Source organism: Pseudoalteromonas tunicata, assembly GCF_002310815.1.
In the GTDB taxonomy this organism is placed as follows: domain Bacteria; phylum Pseudomonadota; class Gammaproteobacteria; order Enterobacterales; family Alteromonadaceae; genus Pseudoalteromonas; species Pseudoalteromonas tunicata.
In genome coordinates this window covers 758,265-773,358 of record NZ_CP011033.1, presented here as the reverse complement: position 1 = coordinate 773,358, position 15,094 = coordinate 758,265, and the positions used below count along the sequence as shown (strand labels likewise).

General features: G+C 37.0%; 11 protein-coding genes. All 11 read right to left on the bottom strand.

Features of this window, described 5'->3' with window-relative positions:
* From tssI to tssD (PTUN_RS20720), 11 genes are read right to left on the bottom strand one after another with little or no spacing between them, the layout of a single operon-like run.
* A complete protein-coding gene (gene tssI, locus PTUN_RS20770) occupies positions 1 to 3,030 on the bottom strand; it encodes a type VI secretion system tip protein TssI/VgrG (protein ID WP_009836736.1) in 3,030 nt (1,009 codons plus the stop codon).
* Positions 3,031 to 3,049: 19 nt separating this feature from the next.
* A complete protein-coding gene (gene tssG, locus PTUN_RS20765; protein ID WP_009836737.1) occupies positions 3,050 to 4,042 on the bottom strand; it encodes a type VI secretion system baseplate subunit TssG in 993 nt (330 codons plus the stop codon).
* The gene (tssF, locus tag PTUN_RS20760; protein WP_009836738.1) at positions 4,015 to 5,772 is read right to left on the bottom strand and encodes a type VI secretion system baseplate subunit TssF; all 1,758 of its coding nucleotides are present in this window, start codon (positions 5,770 to 5,772) and stop codon (positions 4,015 to 4,017) included. Before tssF ends, tssG begins: the two co-directional genes overlap by 28 nt.
* Positions 5,769 to 6,158 carry a GPW/gp25 family protein gene (locus tag PTUN_RS20755; RefSeq protein ID WP_009836739.1) on the bottom strand — a complete coding sequence of 130 codons (390 nt, stop codon included), beginning with the start codon at positions 6,156 to 6,158 and terminating at the stop codon, positions 5,769 to 5,771. The genes tssF and PTUN_RS20755 overlap by 4 nt, the downstream gene beginning before the upstream one ends.
* A complete protein-coding gene (gene tssD, locus PTUN_RS20750; protein ID WP_009836740.1) occupies positions 6,158 to 6,643 on the bottom strand; it encodes a type VI secretion system tube protein TssD in 486 nt (161 codons plus the stop codon). The genes PTUN_RS20755 and tssD (PTUN_RS20750) overlap by 1 nt, the downstream gene beginning before the upstream one ends.
* Positions 6,643 to 8,337 carry a type VI secretion system contractile sheath large subunit gene (gene tssC, locus PTUN_RS20745; RefSeq protein WP_009836741.1) on the bottom strand — a complete coding sequence of 565 codons (1,695 nt, stop codon included), beginning with the start codon at positions 8,335 to 8,337 and terminating at the stop codon, positions 6,643 to 6,645. The genes tssD (PTUN_RS20750) and tssC overlap by 1 nt, the downstream gene beginning before the upstream one ends.
* Positions 8,330 to 11,758 (bottom strand): type VI secretion protein IcmF/TssM N-terminal domain-containing protein, encoded by a 3,429-nt coding sequence (locus PTUN_RS20740; protein WP_009836742.1) that lies wholly within the window; start codon positions 11,756 to 11,758, stop codon positions 8,330 to 8,332. Before PTUN_RS20740 ends, tssC begins: the two co-directional genes overlap by 8 nt.
* A gap of 15 nt (positions 11,759 to 11,773) precedes the next feature.
* Positions 11,774 to 12,433, bottom strand: coding sequence for a type IVB secretion system protein IcmH/DotU (icmH, locus tag PTUN_RS20735; RefSeq protein WP_009836743.1), 660 nt, complete (start codon positions 12,431 to 12,433; stop codon positions 11,774 to 11,776).
* Positions 12,434 to 12,435: 2 nt separating this feature from the next.
* Entirely contained in the window at positions 12,436 to 13,806 is a 1,371-nt protein-coding gene (gene tssK / locus PTUN_RS20730; RefSeq protein WP_009836744.1) for a type VI secretion system baseplate subunit TssK, read from the bottom strand.
* 18 nt (positions 13,807 to 13,824) lie between these two features.
* Complete coding sequence (locus PTUN_RS20725; RefSeq protein WP_009836745.1) at positions 13,825 to 14,556, bottom strand: type VI secretion lipoprotein TssJ; 732 nt, start codon at positions 14,554 to 14,556, stop codon at positions 13,825 to 13,827.
* Positions 14,557 to 14,568: 12 nt separating this feature from the next.
* Positions 14,569 to 15,087, bottom strand: coding sequence for a type VI secretion system tube protein TssD (tssD, locus tag PTUN_RS20720; protein ID WP_040643443.1), 519 nt, complete (start codon positions 15,085 to 15,087; stop codon positions 14,569 to 14,571).
* Positions 15,088 to 15,094: the final 7 nt, after the last annotated feature.

Below are 15,094 nucleotides of genomic sequence, written 5' to 3'. Positions count from 1 at the left end.
TTAACTAATTAAGGTTATTAATGAGTTAGCTAAACGCACTTGGCTGTTTGTTAATTGAGCATTTGTTGAAGCGAGCTGAAGTTGATTTGAAATTATTTCTAATGTTTTAGTTTTTAGCTCCAATGCTTGTTTAGTCTCAAGCTCAAGGGCCCGTGTTTCCATAATCGTTTTTAAAGGCCCAATCCAAGCCTTTATTTCTAACCCATCATCGCCTGTTTTTATTTCGGTTTCTAATGGGCAACCTGAAAGCTCGATGGTATTGGACATAATTGCGCCAGAAATTGTGATTTCATTTTTCATGCCTAACGCTTCCATCTCAACTTTGTTGCTCATGCCCCCTATATGCGTAGCTATCTCCGTGGCTCCAACATCGATTTCCATTTTCATTTCAATCGTAGGTAATCCATCCCCTTTAAAACTAAAAGTAGAACCTGGTGCAGGCTCTCGTACAATTTCATAAGAAACAGGTGCACCATAAGCATAGACATTCGTTGTGGTCACTTTACCGACACCTGACACATCAGAAATAGTCTCTTCTTTAAAATCCCCATCAGGGGTTTGCTCTATTTCGGTGCATACACCATTTTTTTTATGCTCAGAACCTACCAGCTTACCCTCTTTAGTGTAAGTCGCTTCGTATTTTTCTCCGCCATAACTGTGTTCTTCTTCATCACAGGCATAACTCACCGCAAGACTATTACCATGGCTATATTCATAAGCATTGCCAATGCTTTTCTCGACTCCGGTATTGCCACCATCAAGCTTGACGTAGACACCGTTAATTGCACCTACCGCCACTAAATGTGGATTTTCATCACTCACTTGCGGTATGGCTAAATCAAATGGCCAGTCTTTTTTGTTTAACGGATTAACAGGACTACCGTCATCATTGGTATCCACATGGCTTTCTGCATAGCCATTGCCAAACTCATAATCACAAGTATCGCCCCAAGTATAATTGTTGCCATTTTGATATGAGAAAGTATCTGACCATACTTTTTCTATTTGATGATTACCGGGATCAAACCGAATTGCGCCATCAATTTTTTTCTGATAATCACGAGAGTATTGGCCATCTTCTTCAACAAAAACTTCGCCATCATCCCCTAATATTTTAAATACCTCATCAGGATGAACGCCTCCATCATCCGCTTCTCGCCAATGGGACTCTTCATAGCCATTACCAAAACCATACACATCACCGCCACCATAAACGTGCTCATTACCATCGGTGAATAAATATTTAGGCCCACAACGACGTTCAACTAAATAACTCCCTTCAATTTCCATATCAGTTGTCATTGTTTCAACCACCATACCGGCATGATCGAGTACTTTAAATTCTTGAATGTCTGAATAATCAGTAGCTGTACTTTGGTCAGATTCAGAGAAAGTATGAGTCGGATTTTCACTTAAAACTTGAATTGTGAGGCGCTGACCCCCTTGAATATCTTTGCGTTCAATACCTTCGGTAATGAGCACATACCCTGACCCATCATGATTGGGCGCCCCTAAGTGCATGTAAGTATTATTGGTTGGACATTCAAACTTAATACGGTTGCGACCTTCTTTATCTTCAATCTCAATTTTATTACCGGCAGCGGTGCGGATCATAGAATTTGTTGCGTTTTGAGAGTTCACTAATGAGCTTTGCTCACCTAAGTCGGTAATTGTCCCAGCAATCACAGGCTTATCTGGATCACCGCCAATAAAGCTCAGTAAGACCCGAGTCCCTTTACGCAGAGGGAAATGCATACCTTCTTTTGTTCCTCCATAGGGTTGCATCATTCGGATCCAATGGGATGCCTTGCCGCCATCTCGGTTACGTCGATCGAAAGGAAGTTTAATTTTATATCGACCAAATTCGTCTAATTCGGCATATTCTCCGTCGGTTTCAGAATCAATAATGCCATTTAATGTCCCATTGATTTCGGGTTTTTTAGTGGTTCGTTGTGGTGCATATTCATGTATCGATGAATAAGCAATTAAACTGTTTTCATACGCAGCAGTACTTAAGTTTGTTTCGTTGTTGCCTTCATCTACGCTGACATTGACACCTGAGTGAGAAATACTTTCTAAAATATAAGTATGCTGGTTATAGCTTGCTTTTGGATGATCTTGTAACTTAAAACTAACGCCTGGGGCCATCAAGGCCAATTCTGAAGCAGCAATAAATTGTTCTTGGCGACACAAATAGCTATTGGCATGCACCTGACATAAAGCCTCCCCCTCTTCGGGAGTTAAAATATTTAAGCCATAAAGATTAATTTCGCCCATCCCCATCGAATCTACCTCAATTTCCCCACGCACATCTAAAGAAGGTAAAGACTCGTTAAAATCACGCAAGACTATTTTTTGTGGCAGGCTTTGTTGTTTACAAATAAAACTCGAAATAAATCCAACATCGTCAGACACTTTCACTGAACTCAGAGGTTGAAATAACAACGGGGTTGTTTGGGCTGGCTGAATACTAGCAATATTATCGGTAAACACTAAAACATCATTCTCTTTAGTGCTATCAAAATAGTAATAAATACCTTCTCGTTCGATTAAGCGTTGCAAAAAGTTAAAATGCGACTCGCTATATTGCAAACGAAAAGGCCATTTTCTATATTCTTTATTAAAATCAAATCTATATTGAGTTGAAGACAGGCCTATTTCATCCAAAATGCAACTGAGCGTTTCTGAAATTGTTTGATCTAAATACACTTCGTTCGATTCAAACTTTGTTAATGCCCACGCGTGCGGGACAAGGCGCGCTTTATACAAAACAGCATTCGAATAATAATAGGTATCTTCAAATAAATTAATAATGCCTTTAACAGTACGAATTGCTTTTTGATTCAAAAAAATGGTGAGTTTTGCCGATTTATTAAGGAGTTGCTTTGATTCTAAGTTTAAATCAAGGCACTTTAGTTCAACGTCAAAGTAAAATAAGCAAGACAAGGCTTCATTGCCATTAAATCGCTGTAATGTGAATAAATTTTCATCAAAACCATCAACTTCAAAACTAAACGAATACGTACTCATGGTTCATGACCTTAATTAATTATAATAATCGCATTTGGCTCTGCACGGTGTGGTGTTGTCTATCTGGATGCAACCAAGTATTTAAGCCCAACTTTGCAGGTTGGGCATTATCGAGCGATAAGGTGAGTAAATCGCCATGCTCTATCTCTAACTTGATATCAATTAGCAACGGCTGCACCACAAAATAGCGGATCAGTTGCTTTAAACTCAGCCAATTTTGAGGAGTATTAATCCAAAAGTTAAATTCTTGCTCTGATATTGGATTTATCGCGATCAGTATTTTTGATTGGCTATCTTTAATTTTATGACCCAGTAAAGTTGAAACCCCTAAACAATCTCCTTGTTGTGCTAGAGTAAAGCGCTGAGACTTTGGCATCACTAAATCACGTGTTTCGTATTGGCTCACCTCAACAGATGAATGGGTAAATAAGCGGGAGACTAATTGTTTGAGGCCACTTGCCGTGCCTTTTTGATGGCGAAACAAATTAATGTTCCGTAATAAAAAACTTGGATCTGGAAAGTCATTAAGCCAAACTTTGTCACGAAATCCAATTAAGCTGAACATAAAATCATAGATTTGGTTTTTACCATTGGGATTAATATGAGGCAGATTGCGCGTTTGCGCCTCAAATAACAGCTGGTAAAGCCGTTGGTGAATTAAATCTAAGAATAACCGTGCGGCGTCACTTTCTTTGGCATGCGCTTGCATGATTTCTTCAGTGAAGAATTTAGGCAAAGGTGAACTTTGTCCATAAAGCCCCATTAAATTCACTTCAAGAAAATACAATTCGTTTTTTTCATCAACAAAAACTTTCTCAATTGAAACAACTTCAGAGCGCATTAAAGACAAGGTAAGTGCGGGTCTTATTCTGATCACTTTCAAAGGCTCGGCTTTTTTAGCGAGCACTAATTGGCATAACAGTTTATAAGCCTGAATAAATGAATATTGAGTTGCGTTTGTGATTAAGTCTTGCTCAAGTTCAGCTAGTTTTTGCCCACGAGTATCGGCCATTCAAGTGACTCTCCTGTTCTTAAATCAATCGTTTTTAGCTGACTAAAACTATTGATGGGTGTTGATAATGCCAATAACTTATTAATAATAGAGCAAAATAAGAACATATCACCCACATTGGTAAAATTATCGCCATTTATACTGAGCTTAAATTCTTTCCCCCGTGACAGTGCGCCATTATTAAAATGATCCTTTTCAATTACCACTAGCTTTTCGAGCGCTTCAATGCGAAACAAATTAGTTTTTTGTTTTGCAGATAGCTTAGTTTGATTTGGAATATGATGTTTGAGAATTTGTTTTAGCTGTTCTACATCCTTTATCGACGTAATACTGAGTGCTTGATCAGAAATAACGTGCCAAGCGGATTCCGATGCGATTTGTGGATATTGATATTCAGTGCACAGAGTAATATTTTCGAAGGTCATTAGTTCAGAACTAGTACTGGTTGGTTTATTGATATCACCCAAGGCTAAATGCTGAGCGATTGCGCCATGGCAACAAATCACTTTAGCTCGAAGCACTTCATGACTCACCAGCGGTTTGTGCGCAGGAAACTCAAGAGCTAACCAATTACTTACTTCACCGTCAATGGTTCCATGCTTACGAAAAAAATAAAAACTAGATTTACGCTTAATTAGGCTGTTTGGTTTGAGTATATTTTCAAACTTACGATTAATCTCTCGACCTTGCAAAATACTTTCAACACTTTTGATATCGATAATACTTAACGCTTGCGCATTGGCTGTAGGATCAGACTTTGCAACCAAAGCAATATGATGATCTTTATTAGTAATTGCGGTCGGCTCGCAGAAGTGCTCAAACTGATTTACGATAGGCATTGCAAAAAGGTGCAGATGCGAGAGCAACAACTCAGGTAAAGGCCAATTTGGCTGAGTAAAACGACAAGTCAAACTAAAATTCTCACCCATGCGACTTTGCCATGCTGATACATCTATTTCTATAAATAAAAACTTATCAGGTTGAATAAAATACTCTTGTAAGACGCGATGTGACTGAGCAACACTGTCAAAATCAAACAGTGCAAACTCTTCCTCAAAGCCAATGAGCTTAATCGCTTTAGTATTTAAGGCAATGGTTGAGTTTTTATCTTTTAATTCTAGATTGACCAACTGTTTGGCAAACATGAACAACCATAAACTCGCATCAGACAAGGGTTGATTGATAAATAATCTTATTTTATCAAATGAAAAGTTGGCTAAATCATTCCTTGATGAATCAAATTCTAGTTTTAATTCGATTAAACGTGATGTAATACCACTGACTTGTTGCTCATTATAATTTTGACTGATCTGATTTAAAGTGATGGGTAATACCTCAGTATCCCAACTTCCTTTAAAACGACATGGATGACTCCCTCCTTTATGTGTCACTGCTTTAGAGTCAAAATAAGCATCCGCTTTAACGGTGATCGGTTTTAATAAACCAACCTTTGGTTTGAATGAAAGAATTGCGGATGCGGGGATCGGCTGCATTAACGCTGGAGCTAAAACTTGAGATAACGATTGCAGGGCTTGCGAGAAAGGCTCTTCTAATTCTTGCTTAAATTTTGCAGTTAAATAAGCAACCCCCTGCATAATCATTTCAACATCAGGATCATTACTTTCTTTAACCAAATGCTCAGTTAACGCTGGATGCTGCTCATTAAAAACACGGGCTGAATCTTTTAATAATTTGAGTTCATCTTGATATAACTTATCTAAGGAGGTCATACTAAATTTACCTCAATTGTATTATCCATTTTTAATTCTATCGCACACTTAAAGCTAGTTTGGTCGTAACAAAGACACGAAAATATGACCGCTAATAAAATGTTAGGATTGCTTGTTTTATTTATCATTTGATTAAGCTCAACAATACGCGGTTCACCATGTAATATTTGTTTTTTAAGATAATTAATCAGTTCATCAGGTGATTCGACCCCTGTACTTAGGTCCACTATTGGCATACCTAACGAAGGAGATATTGCAACGCTGCCAATGCGAGTATTGAGCAATTGATTGAGATATTTTACGATGGAATCAGCAATACTTTGGCGCCTGCCACTGTCTTGTTGCTCATCATTGAGTAAGGCTAAGCGCTCAGTTAAACGTAACATTATCGCTCACCTCGCCAATTTGTTTGATAGGCGATATCACCAAATGGCCCCCAGCTCCACGTAATCTCACTGTAAGCAATGATAATAGATTCCATTAATCTGAGTTGTTCTGAACGTTTATCGCCAATCTCTGGCATCATTTGGTTAATTGAAAGTAATTGTGCATCTTTAAGCTCAATTTTAAAGTAACGCTCTTCTTTGCCGTTGACATTAAAACGAAACCATTCAAGTTCAATATTTAGTACTTCCTTTTCGACCATAGCTTGAAATAATTTGGGCGTACTTCGGTCTATTTCCTTTGTTATCGAGATGGGTGCATGGATAATTTCGCCATTACTGATGTGGCTATGAGCTTGCCATGAAGCACTAACTTGATGATTAAACGAATATAAGTTAATTAAATTTTCACGGTTTTTACGTAAAGAAGATCCCGCTATTGTGCCTTGCTTTGATGCATTGACTTGCATATATCCAGCAGATTCCATTACGCCTCTCCTTCAGCCAAAGTGAGGCTTGCATCAAAAGTCATTGCATTACCTAAAAATTTAAAATGTGGCGTCAAAGCAACACTAATGTCATACCACCCTTGTAAGGATGCCTCGGTGACAATAATTTTCCCATCACGAAGTGGTCGTTGAGCTCGAATAGCTTTACTTGGAAATTCAACATCAGAAACGAATTGCCTTAACCACACATTGAGGTAATCGGTTAATTCTTGCATTGTTTCTATTGAGCCAATTTTTTCTCGAAATAAAATTTTTATGCAGTGCAAAGTACGCAATACAATAAAACGATATTGTAATTGTGCCGCTGCCATTTGACTGGTGTTATAAGCTTTCAAATGTTGGTTGATATAACCCCATTGCACAGAATTTGCCGATTGAAACAATAGTTGTTTGGCATGCACTCGACTGCAAACCGGATTAAAACCCAAGCGAATTAATTCAGCTTCGCAGATTTCTGAAAGCGTCACTTCAACAGGTAATGCATCATTAAACGCATGTAATTGCTCAATATTAAGTTGCCCTCCCTCTTGGCCAAAAATCAAATTACAAAAACCATTTTCCATAAAGCTTTTGATTAAATTATGGGTAAATCCATAGGCGGCATTCAGCCATAAACAATTTTCAGAGCTACGTCCAATCTGCTCATGATACCAACTGAGCGAGCTGTTTTCTGGGTTATAAGCTGACCGAATTAATAATCGAGGTAAGGTAAGTGCGACATAATTAGCCTGCTCTTGCTCACAAAAATTACGCCATTTGATATAGCGCGAAGAAGCAAAAACATCTATTAAACTGCCAAGCTCAACCAGTCTGCTAAAATCACTGGTAGTGAACATCTGCGGGCTAACACCACTGATTAAGGGCACATGTAAATGAGCACACAGTTGCGCCATGCGACCAAGAAATTGTAGATCTGGTAATTGATTCGAAAATGCGTAATCGAGCAAAATACTGCCATAAGGAATACCACCATAAAGCCCTAAATGGTTTGAATACAAATGGTGATATAAATCGCTATCAAGTACATCCGAGGTATGACAGACATCCTCTTTAAAATACGATGGCACATAATCCAAACATTCAACAATACAGCGGCTTTCTTGTGTGACATCTTGGCATAACCACCAAAGACCTCGCCATGATGATTCAATTTGCTGCCATTGTGGATGATGTAAAATCGCATCAAGCACATCAGAGATCACAGATTCTAATTCACAAACGGCCCATTCAAGATCCGCACGTTTAACAGGTAAACACTCAAAAATAGCTAAATTAAGACCATGAAATGAAAATTGCTCTTGGTCAAACGTAAAGGTAGCACGCTGTAAACATGCCCGAAGTTGAACAATAATATCGGCAATAATGTTTAGATTAGGTTCATATTCTAAAATGGCTTCTGGATGAAACGATGCAAGTGAGTTTATTGGGTAATTAATTGTAAAATATTGCTTCTCGACATTAAAAATGTCGCATAAACGATCATTTTCAAGTTCTAAGCGTAAACTAATGTCATAACTTTTCATCACATCAGAAAAGTTCTCACGATTAATTTCTTTCGCTTTGTAGGGTAAATGTTCATCATCAATACCTGTCAGTTGAGCAATAACTAATACCTTAAATGGTAAGTTTTCAGCATGCTCAGGGATGAACGAAACCGTTGCAAAATCATTCATAACGCGACCAACACATCGCCAGATTTTTAGGCGGTGAAGGAGGCAGTTGATTTAAAGCTGATAACAACTTAGCACCACCTTCAATTTCAAATGTAACGTCTAAATATCTAATTTTAAATTGATCTAACACATAGAAATGTTCAGCAAATTCTTCTGTTTCAAAGCGTTTTTTACCCGCTTTAAAATCATTAAGAAAATGCTTCAACCCATCTTGCCCTGGATAAGATTTAACAATTGTTTTATTACCAATTTGAAAACTTAACGAGACAGGGCCACAACTTTGCTCCCAAGTAAAATGCTGACTAGTAATATAATTATTATTTTCAATTTTTTGTTCACCAGATGCACATTGCAAAGCCAATTGCGTTTTACTGACATATAATAAGGCGCTGTTATTTAAACTGGTTGGCTTAGAAGTTATATCTAAACTAAACGATTCAAATTTTTGTCTTTTACTGAAATCTTTAACCGTGCTTAGGTAACTTAGATAGTCAGGTAAAAAAGGAAGACCTAACTCATTGACTCGCTTATTAGTATAAATTCCCGCCTTTTTAGTATAGATAAATGGCTGAATATAGGAGTCAATAAATCCCCATAAAATCCCTCCTTCACCATAAGCAAAACTTTCAACTTTAGCACTTGGCACACCTTGAAGTTCAAACAAGAATTTCTCTTGCCAAAAATCATCAAGTTTACACGCGGCTTCTTTGACCATAAATTGTTCTAACAACGACACAGGCCCAGTGTAAATCTGCCAAAATGGCACAGTAGATATGCCTGACTTACCAACCAAACCTTGCAGTTTTTGAATACTGCCTTGCGCTGCAGCAAGCGACGTACCTGCAGCAGCTGGATTATCTGGGTTAGAAAAATAACCAACCGCATTTTTATACGATTCTGATTTTTGCTCTACTTTAAAGACTAAATCAGCGAGTGTACTTTTATAGTTATCAAGCTCTGCGGCAGCTTGTTGAAGGTTAAGCTCTCGCTCTGTAGGTCCTGGGCCTGAACCTGATGCTTTGTCTAATTTCTTCTGCGTTTTGAGTCCACTTTTTGCTGATCCTGCGATAGCTTTACCCACTGCCCCAGTACTGCCAATAAGCTTAAGTGCCAACTTAGTTAATACCGCATTCTTTTTCTTATTACTGTTCACCTTATCTTCGCCAAGCGCGAGCATATCTTGATAATACAAGGCAAACTCTAGCCATTGAGGCACATTTTCGCTGTCTTTGAAGGGGGCTAATTGAAAATCTAACTCGTTTAATAATTTAAAATAGATATTTCGACCTGTTGTTAAATTATTAATAACATTTAGCCACTGATCTCGTGTCGCTAATGTTTTTTCGCCTAAGTTAAAGGAAGTTAAAAATGCTCCCCAACTCGCGAGGTAATTAATTTGATATTGCTCGATAAATTTCGGCTGATAGACTGCTAAAAACTGATTATCTTCGCCCAAGGCTAATCGCAGGTCGCTAAAAAAACTATCGATCACTGCTTTTCCAGCTACGGTATAGACCCTAGGAACCTTAATATCATCAGCATCCAATACGGTGCCTTGCCAGTAACTAGCTAACGTGATGTCTTTGATGCTTTGATTCTGATTAACCCAGTTTGTTAGCCATTCCAAGTTGTCGTTATTACTCGATAATAAACTAATAATACTATTTTGAAATTGTGTTTTTTCTTTTGATAATAATGTATTGAGTTTTTCTCTTCCTGATTGCTGAAGTAAATCGATTCGTTGTAAGTAAACTGTATTGATTTCTTCAATTAATTGGGCTGGCATAGTGCGAATAAAACTTGCATCATACGGTTGTGGCATTAGCGCTAAATCATTTATACCCGTACCGTTAATCGCTGAGTTAATTAGATTAATCCGACGAGACAATACAGTAATATAATCGACCTTTCGATTAATACTCATTTCATCAAATTTGTTAATATCACTTAGAAATACTTCATCAAGCGGGTTTAGTATATTTTTTTGAATTTTATCAATTGTTTTAGCGCGTAATACATTTAACTTTAATGGGTCGTTTCCTTGCGCAAACCAATGCGCCACATTCAATGTTTGTAAGTCGTTAATAAGTTCATGTCGAGCACTAATGCTCTCAAGTAAGCCAGATTGGTTATTTAAATTAAACTCTTTACTTTGATACTTATCCATTAATTGATCTAACGAAGCCATGCTCTGCCCATAAATCAAATAAATCATCCCAAACAACGAAGAGCATCCTGCTAGATAAAGTAGTTTTCGTTTTCTTTTTTCTTTATCACTTAAAGTGACCACATTTGTTTTAACAGCATATGGCCAAGATAAGCTTGGTTGCTCTAGTAATCCTTCAACAAAACAGAAGTTAGACTCTTGCTCCATCACTAAAAATAAGCCACTACAATTAGGCGCATTTTGAAAAGAATTATTTGAAAATAAACGTGTTAAACATTTAGTGAGTGCATCTTCAATTTCACTCGCTTTAAAGGGAAGTTCCGCTGCGGTTTGTTCATAACCATATTTGACCAGATAAGAAAGCGATCCTTGGCTAAATACAGCACCGAGTTCAGAAAATGTTTGCTGTACTAGTTGCTCTGCGCTTGAAGTACCACTATTGATGACTCCAAATGCTTTTTGCTTTAAAATTGGATCTAAATTTGATAGCCAAGTATCAATGCCATTTAGTTTATCCATCCCAATCAGAACAATATTTATATTTACTTCGACACCACAGAAGGTGCGAATATCTTCATAATGACGTCTTAACTGATCAGCAAGTTTTTGTTGCTCTAAAGCCGTTTCGATAGTGTTAACATTAACTGAAAAAACAATCGAATCAACAGGCATCACCTTGTCACTCGCAGCTAAGCCATTTAATAATTGATACCATTCAAGTTGTGCGGCACCATTATTTTCAGATAATAAATATTCATCAACATCAAGTAAAACAAACTCATTAAACACTAACCAATTAATAAATGGATGCTCATTAAAAACGGGTTCTGTTACTTTTGGTCGATTTACGCTTTTACTATATAACCACTGACCGTCAGTATTATTAACCTTAAAATGCATGACCCATTTCGTTGGTGCTGAATTGCTTTTACTGCCAATTCTATTAATGGCTTTAATGACCTTGCTAATATGTTTATCAATATCTCTTTTTATGAAAAACTGAAGGAGTGATATTTTTTTTGTACCTGTAGAGTCTTTATCATGATTTATTAACTTTTCGACCCGGTTTTTTGCATTGATCCTTTTAACAATAAAAATTAAAAATTTTATAAAGTACCATGTAAATAAAATACCTAAGAAAATCATAACACCAAGCTGAAGTTCCTGTTCAAGTAAAATACAGACTCCTAAGCATAAACCCAATACCACAAGCCAGATAAAAAACACCAGTAGAAACTTAAAGAAACTTTTCATATTTTTTCCTATGACTTAAATACTACTGATGAATGTGTACAAAACACTCAAAAAATCATTTCTAAAATAAAAGAAACTCGCCACTAAAAATACAATTGGCCCCCAAGTAAAGAGCTTTCTTTTGTAATATTCATGCATTTGTTGATCTACGAGTGTTACTTGATTACTTGGTATTTTTGGATTAAATAATTTGATTTCTTGATAGTTGTTAAGCAATTTATAATTAGCTTGGATAATATCGTTAAGCTGACTTTTTTGACCAATATCAAAATAACACCCCGTAAATCCGAATGTTAAGCAGTAAAAATACACTTCTCGTATATCTTGATCTTTTGTATTTAATTCTTTTAGGTTGTCTAATTTTTCAAAAAACTCGACACCCGCAGAGTTAGTTTCAAAGAATTGTTTTTGCAGCGGATTTTTCAACCAGTTGTCTTTATATTTCCATTCAGAAATTAATACCGCCTCATCAATCAAAGCGCAAATAGCAAACAAGGCAGTTTCAAATTGTTCACTCGAATAGCCATTATTGAGTAAGGTTTCTTTATACTTAATCAGTTGAGGCATTAACTGCTGCTGCAATTGTTCTTGATCTAATTCTGACGATTCGGTGAGCAGTCCAGTAATACTTTTGAGATAAGACAATACTGGGATAAACGCATTGATTAACTTCATGTTTACCCCCTTACCGCAATGATTTCAACCTGTAAGTCTTCTGGAGCATCGGGCCAAATAAGTCCTAATCTGCCCGATTCGAGTGCTTTATGCCATTCAAAAGAAGTGGTATCAAAACTGAAGTAATAACTGTTTGGTGAACTCGCTACCCCTAGTGGTTTTCTTGATAAATAGCTTAATTTGATGCCTGGTAATGCGCGTTTGATGTAGACATCCACTTGTCCATCCGCCCCAAGCTTTGCAAACTGTAAAATGTCACTCACTCTTAGCTCAAGATTTTCTTTAGAGCGTAATCTAAAATAATAGCGATTATTTTTTGCTAAAAAGTCTGCAGTTAATGTTGCGACAAATTTGGCTTCATTTTGGGCTATAAAATGAATCAGCATTTCTGGCTCAATAGTCAATTCATTGAGTAATAATCGGGTTAATGAAAATGCTCGATGAAAACATTCCGTTTGGTTTTCGTGATTAAAAGGAAGTAAAGATTCTGATACTTGGGTGCTGTAACCTAACACAGAAATGGTTCTTGAGAATAAGCTGAGCTGGCCTATGAGCTGGCGTAAACACAGATATAATTGTTCTGTTTTTAAATGCAAACACTCCTCAAAGTGTGCCAATTGCGGAATGGCATTAGCAAGCACATTTAAAGCCATAATTGTTGATAAACTTGCACTGGAAATATCACTACTTTGCTGGCCTTTGAGCGAACTAAAACTTTCAAGCTGCTCATATCTTGCCATTAAACTTTGTTTAAGTGATTGAATATTTGTTTGTAAGACTAATGAAGAAGCAATGGTGATAATTGAAGGAATAAAATCACTGCTTAAAGTAAATTTACCAGCTTGTGAGAATAATTTAGCAATTTGAATACAAATTGATTCTTTGTGGTGTTCAAGCTCTTTTTCTGTAATTAATCTACATTTTATATTAACCGTATTGAGCTGAGTTTGCTCTTCAAAATCATACATATCGACAACAGTAGCGGGCTCGTTATGAATATAACGAACTTGCTCATTTACATTATTAGAAACATTATTTTCATCGATTAATACCGGTGCAACAGCGAGATAAATATCAATTGTGCTGTCTTTGTCTGTACTCATATTTGCAATTGAAAGTGGCGCAATAGAACAATTCCCAGGAAAAACTAATAATGTTTTATCGGGTAAAATGGCTTCAAATGTCTCGATTTGAAATAAACCCGCTTCTAACGCACTGCTGTTAATTGATAATGAAGCTATGCCCTGCTCAACACCTGTTGTTATTTTTGTAAACGCATAGCTTTGGGCTAGGGTTTGAAGTGATAAATGTTGAAAGTGTTGAGGTTTTAGAAACAACCCTTGATTCCAAAAAATTGACTTTAATGGATCCATATTTATTCACTCCTAGTGTCAGAAAGCCTGAGCATCGAATTTAGAAATGGCAGTATCACCAAACTGGCCTTGAATTTTAATTGTGGCAGGACGAATAATGTCTGGAATTTGCTCAGCTTCATCACTAAATAAACCAAAGGTTAAGGTATCAAACCAAGACTTGTCTGCTTGAGGTGCTTTAATCGTAATAATGGGTATGGATAATATCTTGACTGAATTAGTCGGTTTTAATTCTGCAAAACCACTTACTACAGCAATAAACTTAGCATCCTGCTGCCGGGCTAAATTAAGGGTTAAGGTTTGATTTGGTGCAAGAGTGACGATTTCTTCAGACACAGCATTTGGGATCATCTCTATTGATTCAGACAAAATAGTACGAACCCCAGCTGGCGTTTTTATTAATGTATTCAACCCTGTTATATCAGTTAGTTGAATCACCTTAATGTGTAAAATATGTGGTAAATTATTGAAACTATTAAGTTCACCACTGGCTTGCAGGTGAACACTCAGGGCATTGTCTTCAAATTGCCATTGTGCTAATGCGTTATTAGGGCCATTAATATCCCAATTACGCCAAGCAGAAGCATTATCAAGCCAATGATCTAGTTGCTTTGGGTTGGTATAACTTGCGTTATTTTCTGAGGTTTTGTTATCAGAATCATCACTAAAAAAGTTAAATGAACTGCAAGCCGTTAGAAAAAAAATAGCAAATGTTAGCAAACTGAGCCGAAACAAACTTAATAGTCTCATAAGTACTCTTATTTATTCGCCTTCACCAGACCAATCATCAATCGCTGTCGTACCACATACCACATGATCAGCTTGAATTTGGCCATACGTAAATACCACATTCTCAAACGGCATTAACCCATCGTTTTCAGGAATTAATATGTTAGGAGAAATTGTATTTATGCTGACAATCTTTGCGCGTTGCAATGTAATGTTGTAGTACTCAACCGGCTCGCCCGCACTGGTTTCATCTGGTGTGCGAAAGAAGCGTAAAATCACTTCCAGCTCAGAAGGTGAAGTGACGGAATTGAGTAATAATGGTGAACTCTTGTCAATAAACTTGGTTACTTCAAGATACTCATGCTTTCGAGTACCAGTTACTTGACCTGTCAAAGAGTTGGTCGGCACACTCACCTTATGGTTATACGCTAAGACTAATGTTTCTTCCTCATGATCAGATTTGAAAAATGAACCAATACTTTCTTTTGAACAGGATTCTTCAGTTAAGCAACCCTCTGGGTCATTTATTGTCATGTATATTTCTGTAGGCATATCTAAA

Coding starts and splice junctions, on each gene's coding strand:
- PTUN_RS20725 (WP_009836745.1), bottom strand. CDS start 14,556: ATGAGACTATTAAGTTTGTTTCGGCTCAGTTTGCTAACATTTGCTATT.
- tssI (WP_009836736.1), bottom strand. CDS start 3,030: ATGAGTACGTATTCGTTTAGTTTTGAAGTTGATGGTTTTGATGAAAAT.
- tssG (WP_009836737.1), bottom strand. CDS start 4,042: ATGGCCGATACTCGTGGGCAAAAACTAGCTGAACTTGAGCAAGACTTA.
- tssK (WP_009836744.1), bottom strand. CDS start 13,806: ATGGATCCATTAAAGTCAATTTTTTGGAATCAAGGGTTGTTTCTAAAA.
- icmH (WP_009836743.1), bottom strand. CDS start 12,433: ATGAAGTTAATCAATGCGTTTATCCCAGTATTGTCTTATCTCAAAAGT.
- PTUN_RS20755 (WP_009836739.1), bottom strand. CDS start 6,158: ATGTTACGTTTAACTGAGCGCTTAGCCTTACTCAATGATGAGCAACAA.
- tssD (WP_040643443.1), bottom strand. CDS start 15,087: ATGCCTACAGAAATATACATGACAATAAATGACCCAGAGGGTTGCTTA.
- tssF (WP_009836738.1), bottom strand. CDS start 5,772: ATGACCTCCTTAGATAAGTTATATCAAGATGAACTCAAATTATTAAAA.
- PTUN_RS20740 (WP_009836742.1), bottom strand. CDS start 11,758: ATGAAAAGTTTCTTTAAGTTTCTACTGGTGTTTTTTATCTGGCTTGTG.
- tssD (WP_009836740.1), bottom strand. CDS start 6,643: ATGGAATCTGCTGGATATATGCAAGTCAATGCATCAAAGCAAGGCACA.
- tssC (WP_009836741.1), bottom strand. CDS start 8,337: ATGAATGATTTTGCAACGGTTTCGTTCATCCCTGAGCATGCTGAAAAC.